Annotated in this window: 26 protein-coding genes; 16 read left to right on the top strand and 10 right to left on the bottom strand. The window is 34.1% G+C overall.

Annotated features, from left to right (window positions below; all coding sequences use genetic code 11):
• Positions 1-129 precede the first annotated feature (129 nt).
• The 4 genes from mnmA to BLP44_RS06130 are packed head-to-tail and all read left to right on the top strand — an operon-like array spanning position 130 to position 4,350.
• The gene (gene mnmA / locus BLP44_RS06145; RefSeq protein ID WP_091130615.1) at positions 130-1,317 is read left to right on the top strand and encodes a tRNA 2-thiouridine(34) synthase MnmA; all 1,188 of its coding nucleotides are present in this window, start codon (positions 130-132) and stop codon (positions 1,315-1,317) included.
• A gap of 44 nt (positions 1,318-1,361) precedes the next feature.
• Positions 1,362-2,969 carry a S8 family serine peptidase gene (locus tag BLP44_RS06140; RefSeq protein ID WP_091130614.1) on the top strand — a complete coding sequence of 536 codons (1,608 nt, stop codon included), beginning with the start codon at positions 1,362-1,364 and terminating at the stop codon, positions 2,967-2,969.
• Between the two features lie 5 nt (positions 2,970-2,974).
• Complete coding sequence (locus BLP44_RS06135) at positions 2,975-3,919, top strand: NAD(P)H-dependent flavin oxidoreductase (protein WP_091130613.1); 945 nt, start codon at positions 2,975-2,977, stop codon at positions 3,917-3,919.
• A gap of 20 nt (positions 3,920-3,939) precedes the next feature.
• Positions 3,940-4,350 (top strand): hypothetical protein, encoded by a 411-nt coding sequence (locus BLP44_RS06130; RefSeq protein ID WP_008462495.1) that lies wholly within the window; start codon positions 3,940-3,942, stop codon positions 4,348-4,350.
• Positions 4,351-4,490: 140 nt separating this feature from the next.
• Here the strand turns inward: BLP44_RS06130 and BLP44_RS06125 are convergent, their stop codons facing one another.
• The gene (locus BLP44_RS06125; protein ID WP_091130603.1) at positions 4,491-4,928 is read right to left on the bottom strand and encodes a DUF4268 domain-containing protein; all 438 of its coding nucleotides are present in this window, start codon (positions 4,926-4,928) and stop codon (positions 4,491-4,493) included.
• A 91-nt stretch (positions 4,929-5,019) separates the two neighbouring features.
• Here BLP44_RS06125 and BLP44_RS06120 point away from each other — a divergent pair, with 91 nt between their 5' ends.
• Both BLP44_RS06120 and BLP44_RS06115 read left to right on the top strand, forming a co-directional pair.
• A complete protein-coding gene (locus BLP44_RS06120) occupies positions 5,020-5,664 on the top strand; it encodes an NUDIX hydrolase (RefSeq protein ID WP_091130598.1) in 645 nt (214 codons plus the stop codon).
• A gap of 132 nt (positions 5,665-5,796) precedes the next feature.
• On the top strand, positions 5,797-6,606 hold the full coding sequence (locus tag BLP44_RS06115; protein ID WP_008462498.1) for a lysophospholipid acyltransferase family protein: 810 nt from the start codon (positions 5,797-5,799) through the stop codon (positions 6,604-6,606).
• 300 nt (positions 6,607-6,906) lie between these two features.
• Here BLP44_RS06115 and BLP44_RS06110 read toward each other — a convergent pair whose 3' ends face one another.
• The 3 genes from BLP44_RS06110 to BLP44_RS06100 all read right to left on the bottom strand — a co-directional run bounded on the left by BLP44_RS06110 (position 6,907) and on the right by BLP44_RS06100 (position 9,257).
• Positions 6,907-7,539: a hypothetical protein gene (locus BLP44_RS06110; protein ID WP_008462499.1), complete on the bottom strand. Its 633-nt coding sequence runs from the start codon at positions 7,537-7,539 to the stop codon at positions 6,907-6,909.
• A gap of 8 nt (positions 7,540-7,547) precedes the next feature.
• Positions 7,548-8,042 (bottom strand): RNA polymerase sigma factor, encoded by a 495-nt coding sequence (locus BLP44_RS06105; RefSeq protein ID WP_008462500.1) that lies wholly within the window; start codon positions 8,040-8,042, stop codon positions 7,548-7,550.
• 153 nt (positions 8,043-8,195) lie between these two features.
• The gene (locus tag BLP44_RS06100) at positions 8,196-9,257 is read right to left on the bottom strand and encodes a DUF3810 domain-containing protein (protein ID WP_091130596.1); all 1,062 of its coding nucleotides are present in this window, start codon (positions 9,255-9,257) and stop codon (positions 8,196-8,198) included.
• Between the two features lie 82 nt (positions 9,258-9,339).
• On the opposite strand from BLP44_RS06100, the gene BLP44_RS06095 reads away from it, so the two are divergent.
• From BLP44_RS06095 to BLP44_RS06085, 3 genes are read left to right on the top strand one after another with little or no spacing between them, the layout of a single operon-like run.
• Positions 9,340-9,552 carry a hypothetical protein gene (locus BLP44_RS06095; protein ID WP_091130595.1) on the top strand — a complete coding sequence of 71 codons (213 nt, stop codon included), beginning with the start codon at positions 9,340-9,342 and terminating at the stop codon, positions 9,550-9,552.
• On the top strand, positions 9,549-9,842 hold the full coding sequence (locus BLP44_RS06090) for a type II toxin-antitoxin system RelE/ParE family toxin (protein ID WP_091130593.1): 294 nt from the start codon (positions 9,549-9,551) through the stop codon (positions 9,840-9,842). The genes BLP44_RS06095 and BLP44_RS06090 overlap by 4 nt, the downstream gene beginning before the upstream one ends.
• A gap of 15 nt (positions 9,843-9,857) precedes the next feature.
• Positions 9,858-11,318 carry an aminoacyl-histidine dipeptidase gene (locus BLP44_RS06085; protein ID WP_091130589.1) on the top strand — a complete coding sequence of 487 codons (1,461 nt, stop codon included), beginning with the start codon at positions 9,858-9,860 and terminating at the stop codon, positions 11,316-11,318.
• A 114-nt stretch (positions 11,319-11,432) separates the two neighbouring features.
• On the opposite strand, the gene BLP44_RS06080 is transcribed toward BLP44_RS06085, so the two are convergent.
• The 4 genes from BLP44_RS06080 to BLP44_RS06065 all read right to left on the bottom strand — a co-directional run bounded on the left by BLP44_RS06080 (position 11,433) and on the right by BLP44_RS06065 (position 15,513).
• Positions 11,433-12,212 carry a carboxypeptidase-like regulatory domain-containing protein gene (locus tag BLP44_RS06080; RefSeq protein WP_008462503.1) on the bottom strand — a complete coding sequence of 260 codons (780 nt, stop codon included), beginning with the start codon at positions 12,210-12,212 and terminating at the stop codon, positions 11,433-11,435.
• A 244-nt stretch (positions 12,213-12,456) separates the two neighbouring features.
• Positions 12,457-14,361, bottom strand: coding sequence for a DEAD/DEAH box helicase (locus tag BLP44_RS06075; protein WP_091130588.1), 1,905 nt, complete (start codon positions 14,359-14,361; stop codon positions 12,457-12,459).
• A gap of 203 nt (positions 14,362-14,564) precedes the next feature.
• Complete coding sequence (locus BLP44_RS06070; protein WP_091130584.1) at positions 14,565-15,143, bottom strand: non-canonical purine NTP diphosphatase; 579 nt, start codon at positions 15,141-15,143, stop codon at positions 14,565-14,567.
• Positions 15,109-15,513 carry a ribosomal maturation YjgA family protein gene (locus tag BLP44_RS06065; RefSeq protein ID WP_091130581.1) on the bottom strand — a complete coding sequence of 135 codons (405 nt, stop codon included), beginning with the start codon at positions 15,511-15,513 and terminating at the stop codon, positions 15,109-15,111. Before BLP44_RS06065 ends, BLP44_RS06070 begins: the two co-directional genes overlap by 35 nt.
• Before the next feature lie 293 nt (positions 15,514-15,806).
• On the opposite strand from BLP44_RS06065, the gene BLP44_RS06060 reads away from it, so the two are divergent.
• The 3 genes from BLP44_RS06060 (at position 15,807) to BLP44_RS06050 (ending at position 18,094) form a co-directional block, all read left to right on the top strand.
• Positions 15,807-16,985, top strand: coding sequence for a glycoside hydrolase family 88 protein (locus tag BLP44_RS06060; protein WP_091130580.1), 1,179 nt, complete (start codon positions 15,807-15,809; stop codon positions 16,983-16,985).
• 6 nt (positions 16,986-16,991) lie between these two features.
• Positions 16,992-17,399 (top strand): hypothetical protein, encoded by a 408-nt coding sequence (locus BLP44_RS06055; RefSeq protein ID WP_091130578.1) that lies wholly within the window; start codon positions 16,992-16,994, stop codon positions 17,397-17,399.
• Positions 17,400-17,665: 266 nt separating this feature from the next.
• Entirely contained in the window at positions 17,666-18,094 is a 429-nt protein-coding gene (locus BLP44_RS06050) for a hypothetical protein (RefSeq protein WP_066032280.1), read from the top strand.
• Between the two features lie 52 nt (positions 18,095-18,146).
• Here BLP44_RS06050 and BLP44_RS06045 read toward each other — a convergent pair whose 3' ends face one another.
• Positions 18,147-19,661: an FMN-binding glutamate synthase family protein gene (locus BLP44_RS06045; protein WP_008462510.1), complete on the bottom strand. Its 1,515-nt coding sequence runs from the start codon at positions 19,659-19,661 to the stop codon at positions 18,147-18,149.
• Positions 19,662-19,696: 35 nt separating this feature from the next.
• Complete coding sequence (locus tag BLP44_RS06040; protein WP_008462511.1) at positions 19,697-20,479, bottom strand: NYN domain-containing protein; 783 nt, start codon at positions 20,477-20,479, stop codon at positions 19,697-19,699.
• Between the two features lie 200 nt (positions 20,480-20,679).
• Between BLP44_RS06040 and BLP44_RS06035 the strand changes: the two genes are divergently transcribed.
• From BLP44_RS06035 to BLP44_RS06020, 4 genes are all read left to right on the top strand, one after another.
• Entirely contained in the window at positions 20,680-21,129 is a 450-nt protein-coding gene (locus BLP44_RS06035; protein WP_066032278.1) for an RrF2 family transcriptional regulator, read from the top strand.
• Between the two features lie 21 nt (positions 21,130-21,150).
• Positions 21,151-21,678, top strand: a complete 528-nt coding sequence (gene azu, locus BLP44_RS06030; RefSeq protein ID WP_091130576.1) for an azurin — start codon at positions 21,151-21,153, stop codon at positions 21,676-21,678.
• 109 nt (positions 21,679-21,787) lie between these two features.
• Positions 21,788-22,519, top strand: a complete 732-nt coding sequence (ric, locus tag BLP44_RS06025; protein WP_091130574.1) for an iron-sulfur cluster repair di-iron protein — start codon at positions 21,788-21,790, stop codon at positions 22,517-22,519.
• Positions 22,520-22,782: 263 nt separating this feature from the next.
• A complete protein-coding gene (locus BLP44_RS06020) occupies positions 22,783-24,042 on the top strand; it encodes a cysteate-C-fatty acyltransferase (RefSeq protein ID WP_008462520.1) in 1,260 nt (419 codons plus the stop codon).
• The last annotated feature ends 73 nt before the right edge of the window (positions 24,043-24,115 follow it).

The following is a 24,115-nucleotide window of genomic DNA, read 5'->3' as shown; positions in this document are numbered from 1 at the left end:
AATGATTAAATGTACTTAAAAAAGTGATAAGTTTTATCTACTGCGGGATTGCTTAAACTAATGCAAACCTTTGTGAAATTTTCTATTATTTGGCGTACCTTTGCAACCTTAAAAAATTAAACATTCAAAATGAAACGAGTAGTTGTAGGACTTTCAGGGGGAGTAGATTCTAGTGTTGCAGCGTATTTATTGCAACAGCAGGGATACGAAGTTATAGGCCTTTTTATGAAGAACTGGCACGATGATTCGGTTACTATTTCTAACGAATGTCCTTGGCTGGAAGACAGTAACGATGCTTTGCTTGTTGCTGAAAAGCTTGGAATTCCGTTTCAAACAGTTGATTTGAGCGAAGAATACAAAGAGAAAATTGTTGACTACATGTTCAACGAATACGAAAAAGGAAGAACTCCAAATCCTGATGTTCTTTGTAACCGCGAAATAAAATTTGATGTGTTTATGAAAATTGCTCTAAGTCTTGGTGCAGATTATGTGGCTACGGGACATTATTGCCAAAAAACTGAAATCGAAGTGGACGGAAAAACGGTGTTTCAATTAATTGCCGGAAATGATGTAAACAAAGATCAATCGTATTTCTTATGTCAGTTGTCGCAAGAGCAATTATCAAAAGCTTTATTTCCTATTGGAGCTTTAACAAAACCAGAAGTGCGAGAAATTGCGGCTGAAATGGAATTGGTTACTGCAGAAAAGAAAGATTCTCAAGGTTTATGCTTTATTGGAAAAGTTCGTCTTCCAGAATTTTTACAGCAAAAACTACAACCTAAAGAAGGTAAAATTGTTCAGGTTGATAAAAATGATCCGATTTACAATATTGAGAAATCAGCTGACCTTTCTTTGGAGGAAAGATTAAAGTTAGAATCTCAAAAGCTAGACTATGTTCCAACAATGGGAAAAGTGGTTGGAAAACACCAAGGAGCTCATTACTTTACAGTTGGACAAAGAAAAGGTCTAAATGTAGGAGGAACAACAGAGCCTTTATTTGTAATTGCAACAGATGTAGAAACCAACACCATTTATACAGGGATGTCTAGCGAGCATCCAGGTTTATTCAAAAAAGCACTTTTTGTTGGAAAATCTGAAGTGCATTGGATTAGAGAAGATATGACGCTAAAAGCAGGAGAAAAAATGGAAGTGATGGCAAGAATCCGTTACCGTCAGCCTTTGCAAAAAGCGGTTTTGTACCAATTTGAAGACGGAATGTATGTGGAGTTTGAAGAGCCGCAGTCTGCTATTACAGAAGGACAATTTGTTGCTTGGTATTTAGAAAATGAATTAGTTGGTTCGGGAGTAATTTCTTAGCTTTATACTTTATTTGGGAGCAAATCCCTTAAAGGTATGAATTGATGAGATATAACTTTACTTTTCTTTTATTACTTCTTTCGTTTACAGTATTTTCACAAGAAGATGCGTGGGTTTATTTTAATGGTAAGCCTAATGCACAAGCCTTTTATGACAATCCGCTAACCGAACTTTCTCAAAGAGCTTTGGATCGAAGAACGAGCCAAAACATTGCTTTGGCTATTACAGATGCTCCTCTGGAAATTTCTTATGTAAATCAAATTACTTCAAGTACAGGAATTACCGTAAAAGCACAGTCAAAATGGCTGAATGCACTTCATGTTCAAGGAACTCAGGCTAACATTAATGCTTTAAAAGCCTTAGCTTTTGTTTCTAGAATTGAGTTTGCCAATAAAACTTTAAATACGACAGGAAAAAGAGTTTCGGAAACTTCTATTAATCAGTCTCATGATAAGTTAAAAACGGAAATTGACTATTCTTACGGAAATTCTGCTAATCAAATTCAAATGCTGAACGGACAAGTTTTGCATAAGCAGAATTATACAGGAGAAGGAAAAATTATAGCAGTTTTGGATGCAGGATTTCCCGGTGTAAACACGGCTCAGCCTTTTGAAAATCTCAGAAATAATAATAAAATTTTAGGCGGTTACGATTATACTACAAGAAATGCCAATTTTTACGCAGGAGATGATCATGGTACTTTAGTATTGTCTACAATGGGCGGTTATAAGGTAAATTCATTGGTTGGAACAGCACCAAATGCATCGTATTATCTTTTTATCACAGAGATTGATGCCCAGGAGATTCCACTAGAAGAATCGCTTTGGGTTGAGGCTGCAGAGAAAGCAGATGCTTTGGGAGTTGATATAATTACAACTTCATTGGGGTATTTTGGTGATCGTGATAATCCAAATTACAACCATACCTATAGCGATATGAACGGAATTACGACTTTTATTTCTCGTGGTGCCGAAATTGCTTTTAGTAAAGGAATATTGGTTTTGGCTTCTGCTGGAAATGAAGGGAATCAAGTAGAAAAACATGTTGGCGCTCCTGCCGATGCGGTTTCAGTATTGGCAATAGGTTCAGTTAATGCTTCTAAGGTAAAAGCTAGTTCAAGTTCAATCGGACCAAGTTATGATGGCAGAATAAAACCTGATGTTATGGCGCAAGGAGCAGCAGCGGTAGTTTCTGATTCAAATGGAAATATCGTTACGGCAAACGGAACGTCATTTTCTTGCCCAATTATGGCGGGAATTGCAGCTTCTTTATGGCAGGCATTTCCAAACAAAACCAATAAAGAAATCAGACAAATGATTATCCAATCTGCTGATCGATATGCTAATCCAGATAATAATTACGGATATGGAATTCCAAATTTTGGAGCAGCATTAAGTGTTGATGATTTTGTAGCGGAAGCTTCGTTTGCGGTATATCCAAATCCCGCTAAAAATGAAGTTTCGTTTTCTTTTCTAAATGAAAATAATACTGCATCAGTAACCATTTATTCGATATTGGGGCAAAAATTAATAGAAGAAAAAATCAATAATTCAAATCCAGTTCTTTCCTTGCAATCGCTTCAAAGCGGATTGTATATCTATAGTTTTGATGCCGATAAGCTGCATAAAACAGGAAAGATAATCAAGCAATAATTTTAATGAATAAAATCACTCAGCTTTTCAATATAAAATACCCAATCATTCAAGGCGGAATGATCTGGAACAGCGGTTACAAATTGGCTTCTGCTGTAAGCAACGCAGGAGGTTTAGGACTTATTGGTGCAGGTTCTATGTATCCAGAAGTTTTGAGAGAACACATTCAGAAATGTAAAAAAGCGACCGATAAGCCTTTTGGGGTCAATATTCCGATGTTATATCCAAATATTGAAGAAATTATGAATATTGTGGTAGAAGAAGGCGTAAAAATTGTCTTCACCTCTGCTGGAAATCCGAAAACGTGGACTTCTTTTTTGAAAGAAAGAGGTGTTACCGTTGTTCACGTGGTTAGCAGCAGTGTTTTTGCTTTGAAAGCCCAAGATGCTGGCGTAGATGCAGTAGTAGCTGAAGGTTTCGAGGCAGGTGGACACAACGGACGCGAAGAAACCACTACTTTCACTTTGATTCCGATGGTAAAAGAAAAAATCAAGATTCCGCTGATTGCTGCTGGAGGAATTGCAACAGGAAGAGGAATGCTTGCTGCCATAATTTTGGGAGCAGATGGTGTTCAGGTCGGAAGCCGTTTTGCAGCATCTATAGAATCGTCTTCGCACAATAATTTCAAGGAAACAATAGTTAATACTTTGGAAGGGGGCACTCAATTGACTCTGAAAGAATTAGCGCCTGTTCGATTGATAAAGAATAAATTTTATCAGGACGTTCAGGATTTGTACCAAAAATGCCCATCTAAAGAAGAATTAGTTCAGCTTTTAGGAAGAGCAAGAGCCAAAAAAGGAATGTTTGAAGGAGATTTGGAAGAGGGAGAATTAGAAATTGGGCAAGTAGCAGGTCTGATTCATGAAATTTTACCCGTTGAAGAAATTATTCAACAAATGATAGCCGAATTTGAAACCGCATCCAAAGAAAAGACTACATTTGAGTTTTAATTGACTGCAAGAAATATTTTATGAATTCCATACGCCCCTACATATTGTTATTGTTTTTGACTTTTGGATTGCAACAGATTCAAAGTCAGTCTTATCATTTTAAAACGTCAGGTTTTAGTGTTTTAGAAAAAAATGAAAGAGGAAAATGGGGAGAATGGTCTAATCTCGATTTGGTAAATCTCTCGGTGGTTTTAGACACTAATAAACATAGAATTGTAGTCTATTCGCAAGAAATTCAATTATACAATATTTTAGATTATATCGAAAGAGAAGAAAACGATACCGATATTGTATATTCTTTTATATGTAAAGACAACGACGGAAAAGAATGTAAATTATCTATTATAACCCGAAAAAAGCAAGATTATAGAAAACAGCTTTACATCAATTACGACGATCATATTATTGTTTATAATATTATTACGGTGTAAAAGTTTCTGAGATACTAAGATATTAAGCTCTAAGTTTTTTAGATTTAACAAAATAATAAACCCGACAGATTTAAAAACCTGTCGGGTTTGCTATATAATATTAGTGTCTCAGAATCTTATAAAGTTAGCATCTTAGAACCTCAATTCTCCACATCCTTAATAAACTCATCATATTCTAAATAGAACATTTCTAGAGCGTGCATGTTTTCGTTGAAGAAATCAAAAATTGCATCCCAAGTATATTTATTGCTGAAACCAACGCCAGTTTTTTCAACCCAGATTCTGCTGATGGTTTTGCCGTTTTCAAGAGTATAATTTTTTTCGAAAACCAAATCTTTGATGAATTCTTCTTCGAGAATATTTTTTAAAGCTTCAAGTTTTTCAAAATAAGCGATACGTTTTTCATCGCTTCGGTGTTCAATATCAATTAAAACCTGAGCCTTTTTATTGTCAACATAGAACTTAAAAGAAAAGTCTTTAATCTTCGTATCATAAAGCACCCATTTGCGAGGATATTTCTCGGCAAATGCTACCCAAAATTCTCTTTTTATTCTTTGCGATTCTTCTTTGCTGTACATTTTTTAGGCTTTAATAACAGAAAACTTGTGGTACTGCGTTTTCTGGAGTATATTTATGTTTTATTTGAAAATACAAAAATAAGCTTTGATTATGAATTTTCAAGACTTTTTGAAATATGTTCCCAATATAATTCCAGTAGAGCTGCCAGCAGTAACTTCACATTTAAAAATGGCTCCAAAAGAGCGTATAGAGGGATTAAAAAATCTTGATATTGAAGCATTAAACGCCAGAATGGCGGGAGTAATGATGCTGTTTTATCCCAAACAGGGAAAAACGCATCTGGTTTTGATTGTTAGAAATGCTTATGATGGAGTTCATTCGGCTCAGATTGCATTTCCAGGCGGGAAATACGAGAAAGAAGATTTAAATTTTGAAACTACAGCGCTTAGAGAAACCCATGAAGAGGTTGGAATTACGAGAGATAAAATAGACATTGTTAAACATTTTTCACCGATGTATATTCCGCCAAGCAACTTTTTGGTGCATCCGTTTTTAGGAATTGCCAAAGAAGAGCTTTCTTTTTATCCTGATATAAGAGAAGTTGCCGGAATTATCGAACTGCCTTTATCTGTTTTTTTAAATGATGATATTATTATCGAAGCCAGATTATCAACTTCTTATGGAGCCAATATTTTAGTTCCTGCCTTTAATATTCAGAATCATGTTGTTTGGGGAGCCACGGCAATGATTTTGAGTGAATTGCGAGATGTTTTAAAAGAAGCCATGGCAAAATAAATTTGATAAAGTTTATTTAACGATTTGATATTCATTTGAATATCGCTTAATTCGAGAAAATGTTTTAAAGTGTTGCTAAAAGAATAATTTTTGTATGTTTGCGACCTAACAAAAAAATAAGATAAATTAGTTATGGGATTGTTTAAACGAAATCCTTTTGGGCATATATTATTCATCAAGAAATGGTTGATCCGAGTTCTAGGTGCCATGACTCATAAGAGATATAGAGGTTTTAATGAATTACAGATTGAAGGATCTGAAATTATTAAGACACTTCCAGATACTAATGTTTTGTTTATTTCCAACCACCAAACTTATTTTGCAGACGTTGTAGCGATGTTTCATGTCTTTAATGCCAGTTTATCAGGACGTCAAGACACGATTAAGAATATTGGTTATTTGTGGCAGCCCAAAATGAATATTTATTATGTGGCTGCAAAAGAAACGATGCAGGCTGGTTTACTGCCAAGAATTTTGGCTTATGTAGGCGCCATTACAGTTGAGAGAACTTGGCGATCAAAAGGTGTTGATGTGACCGAAAAAAGAGAAGTGAATCCGAATGATACTGAAAACATCAGAATTGCGCTTGAAGATGGTTGGGTTATTACTTTCCCGCAAGGAACGACAAAATCATTTAAACCAGTTCGTAAAGGAACCGCTCATATCATTAAACAACACAAACCAATCGTTATTCCTATTGTAATTGATGGTTTCCGTAGATCATTCGACAAAAAAGGACTTCGAATGAAGAAAAAAGGAATTCTGCAATCTTTCATCATCAAAGAACCTCTTGATATTGATTATGAAAACGATACCATCGAACAAATCGTAGAAAAAGTAGAATACGCCATCGAACAGCATCCATCATTTTTAAAAGTTATTCCAGCTGAAGAAATTAAAGCACAAGAAGAACTGAATAAAATGAGACAATGGGATTACTAGAGTTTTGTTTCAGGTTTAAAGTTTAAAGTTTAAAGTTTGTCTGGTTGAGCGAAGTTGAAGCCTAACTTTTTGCCTTTTTTTTGTTTAAAGTTTCAGGTTTCAAGTTTGTTTTGTCAGGCTGAGCGAAGTCGAAACTTACCTAAAACTTTGTGCCCTTCGACTTCGCTAAGGGTGACAAATCGATTTTGTATCAAGTTTTCAAGTTTTATCAGTTGGAATTTGGAATTTCATCTTTGGAATTTCAGAAAAAAAGCTTAGACCCGATAGCTATCGGCATAGCGTCTCAGAACCTTAGCAACTTTAAAAGTCAATCTTCTTCAACTCCTTATAATTTGCGTACAATCGTCTTAAAAGCGTTCCGTAAATAATTCTGTAGAAACACCAGAACAATCCGAAGAAGCCTAATATCACCAGGAATAATATCCCGATTGTAACAAACATGGCTTTTCCGTTCATGGCTAATTTTTCTCTTAGAAATTCCATGTCTGGATTGTAAACAAATGCAATAAAGAAGCTTAAAATAGCTGTTATAACAATCATTCCTAGATTATACCAAACATAATATTGAACCGTTTTGCGGGTTCTTAAAATAGCACTCATTAATGATTTTGTGGCTATGGTGGTCGAAATTGTTTTGTAATTTTTATAGAAAATGTAAACAAAAATCAGTACGACAACATAATTAAAGTACGTTAGAAACTCTAAAGCGGTTACAATTTCAGGGTGATTCATTTTATGCAATACGTCGTCTGTATTAATGAATAAATTTGAAAATGTCCAAAACGAAATTTCCAAAATACTGATAATCAAAATCCATTTTACAATGGAAGATGACTTTCTGTGAATCATCTTATAGATTTCGTTTTCAGAAATTTGTTGAAAAGAATCAGAGTTCTTTTGCCAATCTTTTTTTAATAAATCCAGTTCTTTCATAATAATTTTTAAGGATTTAGTATTTTTTTAAGTTTCCCCTTAATTCTGTTCATTTTCACGCGCGCATTCACTTCGCTGATTCCTAAGGTTTCAGCTATTTCTTGATAATCTTTGTCTTCTAAATACATAAAAACTAATGCCTTTTCAATGTCATTCAATTGATAAACTGCTTTGTACATCAGTTTAATCTGTTCCTCTTCCTCATAATTGTAGTCAACATCTTTTACAAAATGCTGATGGTTTTCATAATCTACGGTCGAAATAGTTCTTTTGGTTTTGCGGTATAAGGTAATTGCTGTGTTTAAGGCAACACGATATGTCCAAGTCGAAAATTTACTGTCGCCTCTAAATTTTGGATAAGCTTTCCAAAGCTGAATGGTAATCTCTTGAAACAGGTCTTTATGAGCATCTTCTCCAGCAGTATATAATCTACAAATCTTGTGGATTATATTCTGATTTGCCTGCAGCTGCGCAACAAATGACTGTTCTAGATTTTCGCTCATAATGTATTAGTAGTTATGAAATCATTTTTGTTACAGTTGATGATTTACTTTTTGCCACGAATTTCACAAATTTCCCGAATTACTTCTCAAACAGAATAGATTAAAGTTGAGTTTTTTAAAATTTGTGCTAATTGGTGTAATTCGTGGCAAACTTTATAGTTCTCTTGTTTTGTAATAATTAATCATGAGGTCAATAAACCTGCTGTAGCTTTCCATGCCATCTTTCTGGTTATTTGATTTCAGGAAATTATCGTATAAAAAATGAAAACCTTTGTCTATAAAAGTGTCGTATTTTTTCCAGAAATCTTGACTTTCCTGATAGTTTTTTAAAATTCCAGTATTTACTTGCTTCTTTAATATTTCAAAAATTTTCTCGTTTTTAAATTTCCAGATTCCAAGGCAATAACGCAAAGCAAAACTGTATCCTGAATATTGAAAATACAGATTATTGTTTTTCACAGATGCCAAAACGCCAATAAAATTACATTCGTTTTCGCTCGCAAAACCTATCTGATGTGCCATTTCGTGAGAAGAGGTAAGAGGGAAAGAATACATTGGAAGTAAATTGTTTACTTGTGCCTCGTTTGTAAACGGATTAAGATAACCTCCAAATCCCATATAAGTTAAGGGAAGGCTGAATAATGATTTTTTAACGCTTAAAGTCTCGTACTTAAAATACGAATGTTCTCGAGCAAGATTATCATATCCGTTTATATTCATTTTAAAAACTTCTTCTTGGGAATAAGGAAGCTGAATTTTTTCGTTTTTATCTTTTGTGATTTTAAATTGAATTTCATTGGTTTTTATAATTAGTTTTTTGGTAAAGGCCAATAAATCTGCATCGCTATATTCTCTTTTAATATTCATTTTTTGAGAAAGGGGCTCACGATAATAATTGAAAGCCCAAAGTAGATGGAACAAAAAGTAATAAATAGAAATTTTGCCTACTATTTTTAAAAGATGATCTTTCCAGTCTGTTTTCCATGTCTTTCTGATTCTCCAAAACCAGCTGATCATAGAAATGATTAAGAGGCCATAAAAAAAGTCGCCAACAGAAAATGGAATTTTGCCTAAAAGTATTCTTAAAAAATGTGAAATCCTGATATATAAATTTTTGCTGTAGAAGCCCTCCACAAAATCTGGAAAGTAAACAAGAATTTTATAAAAGGCGATTTGGATTATAAGAAATATGGGAAGTGTATATTTTGATTTCACAATTTGCGTTTTTATAAAAATAATAATTAAATACTATTTTGTGTTATTTTTTGTAAATTTGTTACTCAATAATAAGGAAAAAATGACACAGATAACCTTAAATATTCCAGATGAAGAATTAGCTTTTTTTATGAAGTTGATTGAAAAATTCAATTATGAAACTGTAATTGATGATTTTTCTGTGTCTAAAGAAATTAGAGATTTGTTAGATCAAAGAAGAGCAACATCAAAAGCAGAGAATTTTGTTCCTTGGAATGAAGCAAAGAAACAATTTGTTTTTAAATCTGATAAATGATTTTTGAGGTTGTAATTGAGCCAAGAGCAATTCTGGACATCCAAGATGCTATTGATTATTATGAATCTAAGCAAGTTGGATTAGGTGAATATTTTTATCAGACAGTTGATGAAAATATTGAAAGGCTAACTAAAAATCCTTTCTTTCAAATTAGGTATAAAGATTATCACGGTTTGCCTATTAAAACATTTCCTTTTATAATTTTTTATTTTATTGACGAAGATTTAAAAACTATTTATATTCTATCTGTTTTTAATACGTCATTAAATCCTTCAAAATATCCGAAATAATTCAAACAAAATATAATGAGTCAAGAAGTAAGAAATCTGGAACCAAAAGAACTTTGGAACAAATTCGCAGATTTAAACGAAGTTCCTCGTCCATCCAAGAAAGAAGAGCGTGTCATTGAGTTTATGAAAAACTTTGGAAACAGCTTAGGTTTAGAAACTTTCGAAGATGAAATCAGGAACGTAATCATCAGAAAACCGGCAACTCCAGGGATGGAAAATCGTAAACCAATCGTAATGCAGGGGCATTTAGATATGGTGCACCAAAAAAATGCAGATACAGTTTTTGATTTTGATACACAAGGAATCGACATGTATGTTGATGGTGACTGGGTTCGCGCTCGTGGCACAACACTTGGAGCTGATAATGGGTTAGGAGTGGCGACTATTATGGCTATTCTGGAAAGCAAAGATATTCCACACCCAGCAATAGAAGCATTGTTTACTGTTGACGAAGAAACTGGAATGACAGGAGCTTTAAACTTAAAAGGAGGAATTCTGCAAGGTCAGATTTTATTAAATCTGGATACTGAAGAAGACGATGAAATTGATATTGGCTGTGCTGGCGGAATTGATGTAACGGCAACAAGAACTTATCATGAAGAAGAAGTTCCAGAAGGTTCTGTTGGATATACTCTTACAGTAAAAGGTCTAAACGGAGGACATTCAGGAATGGACATTCATAAAGGTTTAGGAAATGCCAATAAAATCATGAACCGTTTGTTGTTTGATGGTTTTGAAAATTTCGGGTTGCAGATTGCTGAAATCAATGGAGGAAGTTTGAGAAATGCAATTCCAAGAGAAAGTTTTGCAAAGGTTATCATTTCTCAGATGTTTGATGAGGCTTATGTGTATGATATGCAGGAAATCATTTCTGATATCAAAGCCGAATACAAAACAACGGAGCCTAACTTGACTATTGAAATCGTAAAAAGTGAATTGCCTGAAAAAGTAATGGATTTAGGAGTTCAAGAAGGGATTATCAGAGCGATTTATGCAGCTCAAAATGGAGTGTATAAAATGAGTGCTGATATGGCTGATTTGGTTGAAACTTCAAATAATATTGCTCGTGTTGTTATTAAAGATGGAGAAATCTTGGTAGGATGTCTGACGCGTTCTTCTGTTGAATCTTCTAAATTTGATTTGGCTAATTCGTTACGTTCTGCGTTCGAATTGGTGGGATGCGAAGTAGAACTTTCAGGTTCGTATCCAGGTTGGACTCCAAATGTGAATTCTGAGATATTAGAAGTTTTAAAAGGCATTTACGAAAAACAAAATGGCCAGCTGCCAAAAGTTGTAGCTTGTCACGCAGGTTTAGAATGCGGAATTTTAGGAACAAATTATCCTGATATGGATATGATTTCTTTTGGACCGACAATTCACGGAGCGCACTCTCCAGATGAAAGAGCAAGTATTTCATCGGCACAAAAATATTGGAAATTTGTATTAGAAATTCTTGAGAATATACCAGTTAAATAGTTTTCAGTCGCAGTCTCAGTATTCAGTTCGCAGAACTGTTAAACTGAGACTGTCAACTGCGACTAAAAAAAATCCTCAATCTTAAATTGAGGATTTTTTTATGATAAAATATTATTAATTTCTTTTTAAGACTTTATACTGTTCGTAACAAGCGCTTATCGCATCCATAATCTGAAGGTCGTTTGCTGTCTGGATGAAAGAATCAGAATAGTTGCAGCGGTGCATAATTTCGGGGATTTCATCCTTGCTTACTCCTAATAGTACAGCAACTGTTTCGCGGTCATATTTGGACTCCAAGAGTGTTCGTACGGTATCGTCCTTTTTCATCTCTTTAAGTTTCTTGAGTTCTTTACCATTTTTTCCAAAGAAATTGTAGAGCATATCGGCGGGGTTAAAAATCGAACCGAGGACTTTCCCAAAAGCATTTGGAGCATATTCACCAGCTTCGTAACCTTGCGTAAGTCCAGAAATGCTGTAACGATAGTTTTCTTTTGTTGGAATTAATTTAGAATCAATTTCAAGATATCCTGTTAGAGAGAAAGGAGCAATGACAACTTCTTCCAAAGCAATTGCTTTTTCGGTAAGCTGAATTCTCGTTACTTTATTTTTTATCCAGTCATTTGTGACTCTAATTCTTAATGATTGAAATCCCAGAATAGAAAAATGTAGTGTATCATTGACTTGCACGTCAATTTCAAAATACCCTTTTTCGTCAGATTTTGCACCACGTACTTTGTTGGTGTTAATGATGTTTACGCCGGCAAGAGGCTGTTTGCTATCATCATTAATAACATAACCTGAAACTCTTTGAGGAACTGTCGGCTGTTGCTGTGTATCTTGCGCAAAACCAATGCTAGCGAAAAGTGTAAAAAAGAAAATTGCGAAATATTTCATATCCTGATTTAAAGCTCTAAAAGTAGTAAATAGGGATTAAATATCTCGCAGTCTTGGAATTTAATTATAAGAAAATTAACAAAGGCAGTAGTGTTGCTTTTTTAGGTTAAATAAAAATGAGTAGTGAAGGTTATGTTTAGATTACAGAAGCGATTTACGAAAAATAAAATTTTTTGACATAAAAAAAATCCCAAATTCCAAGTAATATGGAATTTGGGATTTTGTATTTAAAGAAATTGAAATATTAATCTCTTCTTGATCTTCTTGGTCTTGAACTATCTCCAAAGTTTTCAGAACGTCTTGGAGCTCTATCTGAACCACCCTCACTTCTTGGAGCAGAGCTTCTAAAACCGCCTTCTCTTCTTGAAGATGAGTTTCTGTCGCTTCTGAAACCTCCATCACGTGAACCTCCATCTCTAGAAGAACTTCTGTCACTTCTAAAACCGCCTTCACGTCTTGGAGCGAAGTTTCCTTCTCTTCTTCCAGAATCACGTCTTCCGCCACGGTTGTTGTGATCACGTCTTCCGCCACCATCATTTTTAGAAATCTCAACATTGATACGACGACCTTCTAATTGAACGTTGTTTAAAACGTCCATTACTTTGTCTGTATGCTGTGGATCTGTGTTAAAGAAAGAGAATCCTTCTTTTACATCTACTTTAAAGATATCATCACGACCTAAGTCTAACGTTTCTTTCAAGTAATCTTTTAATGACATCCAGTCGAAGTTGTCTCTAGAACCAATGTTTACAAAATAACGAACTGCTCCATTATTGCTGAATTCTCTTGGTTCAGAATCACCTCTTTCACGTCTCTCACCAGAAGATTGAACAGAAATATCTCTATTCTTTTTGTAGTAAGTGATGAAACGGTTAAATTCTACTGAAACCATTTTCTTAATCAGCTCTTCTTTAGATAAATCTTCAAGAACGTTGTTGATTGCTGGTAAATAGTTGTCAATTTCGTGATCAACCTCAGTATCTTTAATTTTGTTAGCTAAGTGCAATAACTGAATTTCACAGATTTCAATTCCAGATGGAATAGTTTTTTCAACAAACTTTTGTTTAATGATTCTCTCAATAGTTGAAATTTTACGTAACTCGCTTTTTGTAACAATTACAATAGAAGTACCTAATTTTCCAGCTCTACCCGTACGTCCAGAACGGTGGTTGTAAGTTTCAATCTCGTCAGGCAATTGGTAGTTAACAACGTGAGTTACGTTATCAACGTCAATACCACGTGCAGCAACGTCAGTAGCAACAAGCATCTGAATTTGTCTTCCACGGAACGATTTCATTACACCATCACGTTGCGCTTGAGATAAATCTCCGTGTAACGCAGCAGCGCTATAACCATCTTCAATTAACTTCTCTGCGATAGCTTGAGTGTCTCTCTTTGTACGACAGAAAACTACAGAGAAAATGTCTGGATTAGCATCAGCTAAACGTTTTAAAGCTTCATATCGGTCACGAGCATTTACTAAATAAAATTCGTGAGAAACTGTAGATGAACCTGAGTTTTTTGTACCTACAGTAATTTCTAATGGATCACTCATGAATTGTTTTGCAATTCTAGCCACCTCTTGAGGCATAGTTGCAGAGAACAACCATGTGCTTTTTTCGTCTGGAGTATCTGATAAAATAGATACGATATCATCATAGAATCCCATGTTTAACATTTCGTCAGCCTCATCCAAAACACAGTAATCTATGTTTTTAATATTTACTAGACCTCTGTTAATCATGTCTTGCATTCTTCCTGGAGTTGCCACAATGATTTGTGCACCTCTCTTTATTTCTCTTGCTTGTTCTGTTATACTAGCTCCTCCGTAAACTGCTACCACATTAATACCTTTTTCGTATTTTGAGTAGTTTTTAAGTTCGTTAGTAATCTGTAAACATAACTCGCGTGTTGGCGATAAAACTAATGCTTGTGTATTTCTGTTGTCGGCATCAATTTTTTGAATTAGCGGAAAACCGAAAGCTGCCGTTTTCCCTGTCCCTGTTTGAGCCAACGCAACCATATCCGTGTCTTTTTCCAATAATAGGGGAATCGCCTTTTCCTGTACCTCTGACGGATTTTCAAATCCTAGATCTAAAATCGCCTTCAGTAACGATTCATTCAATCCTAATTGTTCAAATTTATTCATATGTGTTTTAAAATAGGGTGCAAAATTACTGTTAATTATTCAGATATACTAATGCGTTTTTAATAATTATGTATTTATTAATAATTGATTATCAAAAAGTTACAGTTTTATTAAAATAAATTTTTGCAAGAAATGCGGAAACAAGCCAAAAAATACGTCGCGAAATGTAAAATTTAGCCTCTAAAATGTTGTATTTTAAACAATTATTTTGTGGTGTTCAGAAAATCAATGAGTTGCTTAACAGCTTTTCCGCGGTGACCTATAGTGTTTTTGGTAGCTAAAGGCAATTCGGCAAAGGTTTCATTGAAATTTTCAGGCTTAAAAATAGGATCGTAACCAAATCCATTTGTTCCTGTTTTTGTGAATGTAATTTCTCCTTTTGCAATTCCGGTAAACAAATATTGTTTTCCTTTTAAGTTTAAAGTAATAACGGTCTTGAACTGGGCGCTGCGATTTTCCTTATTTTTTAAAGCCTCCAAAAGCTTGTTCATGTTATCATCTGCATTTTTTTGCTCGCCCGCATAACGCGCAGAATAAACTCCAGGTTCGCCATTTAAAGCATCTACTTCTAGACCTGTATCATCTGCAAAACAATCGTAACCATATTTTTGAGTTACATAATCAGCTTTTAAAATTGCATTTCCTTCTATGGTGTCTGCTGTTTCTGGAATATCTTCTAAACAATTAATATCTTCTAAGCTTAATATTTTAATGCTTTCAGGAAGCATGCTTTGAATTTCTGCGATTTTATTTTTGTTGTTTGATGCGAAAACGAGATTCATTGTGGTAGTATTTTAAAAATGATTTTTCAATAATAAAGGTAAGTGAAATTCCGAATGTATAGGCCAAAATATCTGACCATAAAAATCCTTGACCTAAAACATATCTCCCAAAAAGTGTTTTTCTAAGTTTAACAATCCAATTGCCTTGATAAAGTTGTAAAAACTCAATTCCATAACAAATAAAAAGGGAAAGTAGTATTACCAACCAAAACTTTTTTGATGGAAAGAAAATTCTAACTAAAAAGTAAATCATTACAGCATAAAAAAAATCGCCGATCCATAAAGGGATAAAAGGAATTTTTCTTGACAGTATTCCGAGGAAAATGATGCTTAGGAAAACTACAAAATAGGTGATTCTGGTTTTGTTCAAGTTGAGATTAGGTTTTGGTTAAAGCAAATTTAGGATAAATTTTTAAAAGAAATTAAGCCTCGTTTGTCATTCCGAGGAACGAGGAATCGCACTCGCAGATCGACAAAGATTGGCGAATTACTTTGCGGAATTTCTCGTGTGATTCCTCGTTACTCGGAATGACAAACTAAATCTTATGTCTTAAAATAGTGTATCAATAATCCATTTTTAGGTAACAAAAAATACAAAACCTGAATAGCGTCACTTTATTTTATACATTTATCAGTTAATTAATTATCTATCAAAATAACCACATGAAGGCAAAATTTTTTACCCTGATTGCAGCTTTATTTCTATTAGGAAATCAAGGCTATTCTCAAAAAAACAATTCATTTAATATTAAAAAGCAATTGGATTATTGCGCAGAACAAGCTTCTAAAACTTTAAAAGTGATTCCAAATGACGGAACTTCCCCTAGAACAGTTCCTAATGGAAGCAATGAATGGAAATTTGTTGGCTATAAAGATTGGACGAGCGGTTTCTGGCCTGGAGAACTGTGGTTTTTGTACGAAGCAACCAAAGACAAAAAATGGGAAAAAGAAGCTGATAAATTCAGTCGCTTTTTAACGCCACTTTCTACCAGCAAAGCAGGTGATCATGATTTAGGATTTCAGATTTTTAATAGTTTTGGAAACGGATACAGATTGACTAAAAATCCAGAGTACAAACAGATTATTTTAAGAACTGCAGATACATTGGCGACGCTTTTTAATCCGAAAGTGGGAACAATCCAATCTTGGCCTCACAATAAAATGGGAGGACATAATACTATTATTGATAATATGATGAATTTGGAGCTTTTGTTTTGGGCTTCTAAAAATGGTGGAAGCAAGAAACTTTATGATATTGCTGTAAAACATGCCGAAACCACAATGGCAAATCATTTTAGACCAGATAATACTTCGTATCACGTTATTATTTACGATTACGAAACAGGAAAAAAGATAAAAGGAAGAACCGCTCAAGGTTACAGTGACGACAGTATGTGGGCTCGCGGTCAGGCATGGGCGATTTACGGTTTTACAATGACGTACAGAGAAACAAAAGATGCTAAGTTTTTAGATTTTGCCCATAAATTAGCACGAGTTTATTTGGATAAATTAACTACAGAAGATTTAGTGCCTTATTGGGATTTTAATGCGCCAAATATTCCTAATGAACCAAGAGATGCTTCGGCTGCAGCCATTGTTTCATCTGCACTTTTAGAATTAAGTTCGTACACAAAAGACAAGAGTTTGAAAGCGGAATACTTAACAAAAGCTAAAAAGATGATTGTTTCGCTTTCTAATAATTATCAAAGCCATGATGTAAATTCAGCATTTTTATTGCATTCAACGGGTCATAAACCTGCGGGAAGCGAGATAGATTGTTCTATAAATTACGCAGATTATTACTATCTTGAGGCGTTATTAAGACTTCAAAAATTAAAATAAAAGATTATGCTAAAGAAAATAAGCCAGATTGCCTTTGCAATAATGATGGTGTTGACGCTTTTAAGCTGTAAAAACACCAAACAGAAACTTCAAGAGTATGTTGTTATGTACAACAAAACGATTGCTCCAAGTTTTAGAGCTGATAATGTTACACTTACCACAGCAAGAGGTTATATTAATGATAATAAGATTGAATTGCGATTTGAAACTGATTTAGAGCAAAATGAAGCGAATAAATCGGCATCTGTTATTTCTTTTCCAAAATTGATAAAAGTAATGATCGATAAAGACGAAATTCCGAGACAATTGATTGAGGAAGGAGTACAGTTTGACGTTTATTTTCTAGCAGACGATAATACGGTTTTAGACAAAGAAACCTTAACAGGGGAATCTCTTAAAGATTTTTTGAAATAAGAAATCACATTTTTGCAAAAAACAGATCATTTTGATTCTTACATATTAAAAGTCTCTTTAAAATTTATTTAAAGAGACTTTTTTGTATTTAAGACCAAAAATTAATTGTAAATGAAACTTTTTTATTCTTACAAATAATCCTTTTTTAAGAATATAATTGGTTTGTTTTCAAATATTTGTGTGTGCTTTTTTTGTAATTGAATGTTGTTTTTATGTTATGAATTAATTATGTTTGAGTTAAAAAATAACTATTAAACCAAAGAATTATGAAAAAAATTACCCAAATCGCATTTGCGCTTGCTTTTGCATTATTTTTAGTCAGCTGTAAAAATACAAAGCAGAAAATACAGGAGCATGTAAGCAATTATAACAATTTATCTTCTATAAAAGGGAGTGGTATTACTAGTACAACAGCAAAAGCTTTTCTGGATGACAATAAAATCGAAATCAGAATTGAAACTAATTTAGAAGAAAACGATGCCAATAAACTAGCCTACAAAGAATCTTTTCCAGATTTATTGAAAGAGATGATCAAAAACGATCAAATTTCTCCTTCTTTGATTGCCGAAGGGGTAAAGTTCGATGTATACTTCTTGGCTTATAATAATGCTATTTTAGCACAGGAATTAGTAGATCAAGATGAATTGGCAGTTTTAGAAGGAACTGCAAAATCAAAAGAAACAGCAAAATTGTAATCAAAATAGATTTTAAGAAAAAGCCTCTTCAATTTTGAAGAGGCTTTTCTGTTTATGAGAATTGAGTAACGTTTTTCAAGTTATCTGGGAAATAGAGTTCTGATAAGTTAGTGAACTCGTCTCCGCGCATAAAAATATTGATATCTACATCTGCAAAAGATGTTTTTCCAGCGGCAGCCAAAAGTTCATTAGCGGCATGCAAAGTATTTTTATGAAAGTGGTACACTCTTTCAGATTTATCTGTTACAACCAAACCTTTCATAAGCATCTTGTTTTGTGTTGCTACCCCAGTCGGACATTCGTTATTATGGCAGCGTAATGCTTGAATGCAGCCAAGAGAAAACATAAATCCTCTCGCGCTGTTGCACATATCTGCTCCAAGAGCAATGGCATGCAAAATAGAATATCCAGAAATGATTTTTCCGCTTCCAATAATACGCATTTTATCGCGGATGCCTAAACGCACTAAAGTTTTGTTTACGAAAATCAAGGCAGGTTCAAAAGGCATTCCGACACCATCAGCAAATTCAAGCGGAGCAGCACCCGTTCCGCCTTCAGCTCCATCAACGGTAATGAAATCTGGGTAAGTATCTTCATTAATCATTTCTTGACAGATAGCTTCGAACTCAGCTGTGTTCCCAATACATAATTTGAATCCGATAGGCTTTCCATTAGATAAATCACGTAATTGCTTAATGAATCGTATTAAGCCTTTTGAATCAGAAAAAGCATGATGTCCAGGAGGAGAAAGAATCATTGTATGTGGCACAACTCCTCTAATTTTAGCAATCTGCTCTGTATTTTTTTTCGCAGGAAGAACACCTCCATGACCTGGTTTTGCTCCTTGAGAAAGTTTAATTTCAATCATTTTTACATTTGGCAGGTTTGCTTTTGCTGAGAAATTTTCAGGACTGAAATTTCCTTCTGCATCTCGGCACCCAAAATATCCTGTTCCAATTTGCCAAGTAATATCACCGCCACCTTCCAAATGGTAGTCGGTTAAACCGCCTTCTCCGGTATTTTGGTAGAAATTCCCTTTTTTCGCTCCGATATTGATGGCGCGAACGGCATGCTCGCTTAATGATCCAAAACTCATTGCAGAGACGTTAAACAAAGAAGCAGAATAAGGCTGTTTGCAATCTTTTCCGCCGACTAATACGCGAGGCAGTTCTTCGTTTACTTTCGCAGGAAAAATAGAGTGTTTTATTCCTTCGTAATTTTCTGTGTTTAGGTTTAGTTGTGTACCGAATGGAGTACTTGAGTCAATATTTTTGGCTCTTTGATACACTAATGAGCGCTGATTTCTTGAAAAAGGCTTTCCATCAGTAGATCTTTCAATAAAATACTGCTGAATCTCAGGCGCAATCATTTCAAATAAGTACCTGAAATAGCCTAAGACAGGAAAGTTTCTTAAAATAGCATGTTTTTCTTGAGATGCGTTGTAAATTCCCACAATTAGCAAAATCGGAAGAATAATTACGAGTAAATAGCCTCGTCCTGTGTAATAATAAATTGCGGCAACAATTATAAACAATAAGAATCCGTAAATAAAGAATTTTTTTCTCATGTTTTTAAAAAATTAATAGGTAATAAATGCGATAATTAGTTGAATCTTAAACGGACATAAACGTGTTTGATTCCTTTTTTGTCCGACTCTCTTTCGTCAATTTCCAAAATATCGGTAAGCGATTTAAGCATAGGAGTAAGTTTAGAATAACCATAATTACGAGGATCAAATTCAGGTTTTTTCTTTACGATCAGATTGCCGACATCTCCTAAGAATGCCCATCCATCATCGTCTTCAATATCTTCAATCGTAGATTCAATCAATTCGATTGTTTGTTTGTCAACTTTATGAAGCGCTTTTTCAGCAGGCTTTTCGACGATTTTCTTAGTATCTGCAGCGACTACCTCTTTTGGTTTTTTCTTTTGAGTTGCGCCGTCCAAAACTTCAATATAAATAAAACGATCGCAGGCTACAATAAACGAATTTGGCGTTTTCTTTTCTCCAATTCCAATTACTTTCATGCCCGATTCACGAAGTCTTACGGCAAGTCGTGTAAAATCGCTGTCGCTAGAAACGATGCAAAAGCCATCTAATTTTCCAGAATAAAGCAAATCCATTGCGTCAATAATCAAAGCAGAATCTGACGAATTTTTCCCAACTGTATAGCTATATTGCTGAATAGGAGTGATAGCATGTTCCAATAAAACGCCTTTCCAGCCATTCGCATTTGGTTTGGTCCAATCGGCATAAATCCTTTTCGTGGTTGGCGTTCCTAGTTTTGCAATTTCTTCCATCATACCTTTTACATTGCTATAAGGCACATTGTCTGCATCAATAAGAACTGCCAGTTTTAAATCTTTTGAATTGCTTAAAGGCATTTGTGAAATATTTAAGTTTTAATACTCTCAAAGTTAAAATTAAAATTGGTTTTTATAAGAATTGAATGGTGAATATGTGTTGTTATTAGTACTAATTAGTTTCATTATAAATAATTTTCTGCCCTTTTACAATTAATTAAGGATAAATTTGTCTTTTATATAAAACCTGTATATCTTTGTTGAGAATTAATTAAGGATGTATGTTTTCAAAAGCGTGTGAATATGGAATAAGAGCTTCAATATTTATTGCAACCAAATCTTCTAAAGGAATAAGAGTTGGAATAAAAGATGTTGCGAAAGAAATTGATTCGCCAGAACCATTTACAGCCAAAATTATGCAGATTTTGACCAAAAATGGCATTATTCATTCAGCAAAAGGAGTAGGTGGCGGATTTGAAGTTTCGCCAGAAGCATCAAAATCTGTAAAATTAATTCAGATTGTAGACGCTATTGATGGAAATAAAATATATAGCGGTTGTGGAATAGGGTTAAAAGAATGCTCAGAAGAACATCCTTGTCCAGTTCATCACGAATTCAAGAAAATACGAGGTTTGCTTTTAGAAATGTTGACTAAAACAACCTTAGAACAGCTTGCTTCAGATGTGAAATCGGGAGATTTCTTTTTGAAAACATTAAACATAAACGAATAACATTAATAAATTATCATAAAAATGAATACGAAAACCAAAATTTCAGTATTAATCCTAATGGGATTTTTAGCGGTTACTTCTTGCGGAAAAAAAGAAACAGCTCCAGCTGAGTCGACAGAAACAACTGAAGTTTCTACTGAAGGTGAACAAGCTCCGACAGTTGCTCCAGCAGAAGAAAATGTTTTAGTTATTGAAGGGAATGACCAAATGCAGTTTAATACAAACGAATTGAAAGCTGTTGCAGGGAAACCAATCAAATTGACTTTGAAACACGTTGGTAAAATTCCGAAAGAAGCAATGGGACACAATTTAGTGATTTTGCAAGAAGGAACAGACCAAGCTGCTTTTGCTTTAAAAGCGAATGATGCCAAAGCAACTGATTATATTCCGGAATCTGAAAAAGCTTCAATCATTGCACACACTAAATTAATTGGTGGCGGAGAAGAAGATACAATCGAGTTTACAATTGATAAAAAAGGATCATATCCATTTATTTGTTCTTTCCCTGGGCACGTAGCTATGATGAAAGGCGTATTAATTGTTGAGTAAATAATTTAAAGCTCCAAATGCTGTAACTAGCTTTGGAGTTTTTTTTAAAACTAATAAAGGATAAAAATGTCTTTTATTAAATAAGCAGAACGAATTAAAAAATAATATTATGGAAAATTTAAAAAACAAAACAGTAGGATCGTTTGTAGCTGAGGATTTTAGAACAGCTGCAGTATTCTCAAAATATAGAATAGATTTTTGCTGCAAAGGAAATCGAACAATAGCAGAAGTTTGTGAGAAACAAAATATAAATGCCGATGATTTATTGCAAAATGTGCTGCAAGTTGTGCAATCGGAAAATAGCGGAAGCATTGATTTTAACTCGTGGCCATTAGATTTATTGGCAGATTTTATTGAGAAAACACATCATCGTTATGTAGAAGAGAAGACAAACGTTTTACTTCCTTTTTTAGATAAATTATGTAAAGTTCACGGCGAGAATCATCCGGAATTATTTAAAATAAACGAATTATTTATTGGCTGTGCAGGAGAATTATCTCAGCACATGAAAAAAGAAGAATTAATTTTATTTCCATTTGTAAAAAGAATGGTGAAAACCAAAGAATCTGACGGGGTTTTATCTCAGCCTTCTTTCGGAACAGTTTCGAATCCAATTGCAATGATGATGCACGAACACGATAATGAAGGCGAGCGCTTTAGAGAAATTGCTGAATTGACAAATAATTACACTCCGCCAGCAGATGCTTGCACGACTTACAGAGTGACTTTTGCGATGCTGAAAGAGTTTGAAGCAGATTTGCATAAACACATTCATTTGGAAAATAATATTTTATTTCCAAAAGCGGTGACTTTAGAAAAAGACTTTGTTGAAGTAGAATAAAGGTCAATGACATCAATAATTAATTCCGCTTCAAGAATGCCAGTAAAATAACCCCCCAGAACTAGACTTACTTATTATGATAAAAATCGTGTTTTTATAGCATTACAGAGTTTAGGAGAGTTTTGAGGCCATTATTACGTAAATCCTTAATAGTTTTATGTAAGCATAATATTTTTGAATAAAAATAATTGAGGTTCTTCATTTTAAATTAATAATGATTATTTTTGCTCGCTGATTAAGTAAAAAAAATTACTACATATATTATGGTAAAAGATTTATTCGAAAGAATTCAGGACAATAAGGGACCTTTAGGAAAATGGGCTTCTCAAGCAGAAGGTTATTATGTTTTCCCAAAGTTAGAAGGAGAGTTGGGTCCTAGAATGCAATTTCACGGAAAAAATATTTTAAACTGGAGTTTAAATGATTATTTAGGTTTAGCTAATCATCCAGAAGTTCGTCAAGCAGATACAGATGCAGCAATTCAGTTTGGTGCAGCTTATCCGATGGGAGCCCGCATGATGTCTGGACACACTACGTACCACGAACAATTGGAAAATGAATTGGCAGAATTTGTAATGAAGGAATCTGCTTATTTGTTGAATTTTGGTTACCAAGGAATGGTTTCTATCATTGACGCTTTGGTTACTAAAAATGATATTATCGTTTATGACGTAGATTCACATGCTTGTATCATTGATGGTGTTCGTTTGCACATGGGTAAACGTTTCACATACAAACACAATGATTTGGAAAGTATGGAGAAAAACTTGCAGCGTGCTACTAAAATGGCAGAAGAAACAGGCGGAGGTATTTTATTTATTACTGAAGGTGTTTTCGGAATGCGAGGACAGCAAGGAAAATTAAAAGAAATAGCTGAATTAAAGAAAAAATACAATTTCAGATTATTAGTAGATGATGCTCACGGTTTCGGTACATTGGGTAAAACAGGTGCTGGAGCAGGTGAGGAGCAGGGAGTGCAAGATCAGATTGATGTTTACTTCTCTACTTTTGCAAAATCTATGGCTAATATCGGAGCTTTCGTAGCAGCTGACAAAACGGTTATCGATTATTTGAAATACAACTTACGTTCTCAAATGTTTGCTAAAGCGTTGCCAATGATTCAGACAATTGGTTCTTTGAAACGTTTAGAATTATTGCGTAAATCTTCTGCAATTAAAGACAAACTTTGGGAAAACGTAAACGCGTTGCAAAACGGTCTTAAAGAAAAAGGATTTAATATTGGAGATACAAACACTTGTATTACACCAGTTTACTTAGAAGGAAGTATTCCTGAGGCAATGGTAATGGTAAACGATTTAAGAGAAAATTATGGTATTTTCCTTTCTATCGTAGTTTACCCAGTTATTCCAAAAGGAATTATCCTATTGAGAATGATACCAACGGCTTCTCATACATTAGAAGATATCAATGAAACGTTAACTGCTTTCGAAGCGATCCGTGAGAAACTGACTAACGGAACTTATAAAGAAATTGCAGAGCGTACAACTGTAGACGTTTCGTAAATTCAGTATAAAATAGATTTCCTTAAGTGGAAATTATATAAAAAAATCCATTTGTTATACGAATGGATTTTTT

The sequence above is a fragment of the Flavobacterium anhuiense genome (genome assembly GCF_900101855.1).
Lineage (GTDB): Bacteria > Bacteroidota > Bacteroidia > Flavobacteriales > Flavobacteriaceae > Flavobacterium > Flavobacterium anhuiense.
Note: the sequence above shows the minus strand (reverse complement) of the source record. Positions and strands in the feature narration are given on the sequence as shown.

Excerpts from the sequence above, each read along its gene's own strand:
- mnmA (WP_091130615.1), top strand. The coding sequence starts at position 130 with ATGAAACGAGTAGTTGTAGGACTTTCAGGGGGAGTAGATTCTAGTGTT.
- BLP44_RS06140 (WP_091130614.1), top strand. The coding sequence starts at position 1,362 with ATGAGATATAACTTTACTTTTCTTTTATTACTTCTTTCGTTTACAGTA.
- BLP44_RS06135 (WP_091130613.1), top strand. The coding sequence starts at position 2,975 with ATGAATAAAATCACTCAGCTTTTCAATATAAAATACCCAATCATTCAA.
- BLP44_RS06130 (WP_008462495.1), top strand. The coding sequence starts at position 3,940 with ATGAATTCCATACGCCCCTACATATTGTTATTGTTTTTGACTTTTGGA.
- BLP44_RS06125 (WP_091130603.1), bottom strand. The coding sequence starts at position 4,928 with ATGTACAGCAAAGAAGAATCGCAAAGAATAAAAAGAGAATTTTGGGTA.
- BLP44_RS06120 (WP_091130598.1), top strand. The coding sequence starts at position 5,020 with ATGAATTTTCAAGACTTTTTGAAATATGTTCCCAATATAATTCCAGTA.
- BLP44_RS06115 (WP_008462498.1), top strand. The coding sequence starts at position 5,797 with ATGGGATTGTTTAAACGAAATCCTTTTGGGCATATATTATTCATCAAG.
- BLP44_RS06110 (WP_008462499.1), bottom strand. The coding sequence starts at position 7,539 with ATGAAAGAACTGGATTTATTAAAAAAAGATTGGCAAAAGAACTCTGAT.
- BLP44_RS06105 (WP_008462500.1), bottom strand. The coding sequence starts at position 8,042 with ATGAGCGAAAATCTAGAACAGTCATTTGTTGCGCAGCTGCAGGCAAAT.
- BLP44_RS06095 (WP_091130595.1), top strand. The coding sequence starts at position 9,340 with ATGACACAGATAACCTTAAATATTCCAGATGAAGAATTAGCTTTTTTT.
- BLP44_RS06090 (WP_091130593.1), top strand. The coding sequence starts at position 9,549 with ATGATTTTTGAGGTTGTAATTGAGCCAAGAGCAATTCTGGACATCCAA.
- BLP44_RS06085 (WP_091130589.1), top strand. The coding sequence starts at position 9,858 with ATGAGTCAAGAAGTAAGAAATCTGGAACCAAAAGAACTTTGGAACAAA.
- BLP44_RS06080 (WP_008462503.1), bottom strand. The coding sequence starts at position 12,212 with ATGAAATATTTCGCAATTTTCTTTTTTACACTTTTCGCTAGCATTGGT.
- BLP44_RS06075 (WP_091130588.1), bottom strand. The coding sequence starts at position 14,361 with ATGAATAAATTTGAACAATTAGGATTGAATGAATCGTTACTGAAGGCG.
- BLP44_RS06070 (WP_091130584.1), bottom strand. The coding sequence starts at position 15,143 with ATGAATCTCGTTTTCGCATCAAACAACAAAAATAAAATCGCAGAAATT.
- BLP44_RS06060 (WP_091130580.1), top strand. The coding sequence starts at position 15,807 with ATGAAGGCAAAATTTTTTACCCTGATTGCAGCTTTATTTCTATTAGGA.
- BLP44_RS06055 (WP_091130578.1), top strand. The coding sequence starts at position 16,992 with ATGCTAAAGAAAATAAGCCAGATTGCCTTTGCAATAATGATGGTGTTG.
- BLP44_RS06050 (WP_066032280.1), top strand. The coding sequence starts at position 17,666 with ATGAAAAAAATTACCCAAATCGCATTTGCGCTTGCTTTTGCATTATTT.
- BLP44_RS06045 (WP_008462510.1), bottom strand. The coding sequence starts at position 19,661 with ATGAGAAAAAAATTCTTTATTTACGGATTCTTATTGTTTATAATTGTT.
- BLP44_RS06040 (WP_008462511.1), bottom strand. The coding sequence starts at position 20,479 with ATGCCTTTAAGCAATTCAAAAGATTTAAAACTGGCAGTTCTTATTGAT.
- BLP44_RS06035 (WP_066032278.1), top strand. The coding sequence starts at position 20,680 with ATGTTTTCAAAAGCGTGTGAATATGGAATAAGAGCTTCAATATTTATT.
- azu (WP_091130576.1), top strand. The coding sequence starts at position 21,151 with ATGAATACGAAAACCAAAATTTCAGTATTAATCCTAATGGGATTTTTA.
- ric (WP_091130574.1), top strand. The coding sequence starts at position 21,788 with ATGGAAAATTTAAAAAACAAAACAGTAGGATCGTTTGTAGCTGAGGAT.
- BLP44_RS06020 (WP_008462520.1), top strand. The coding sequence starts at position 22,783 with ATGGTAAAAGATTTATTCGAAAGAATTCAGGACAATAAGGGACCTTTA.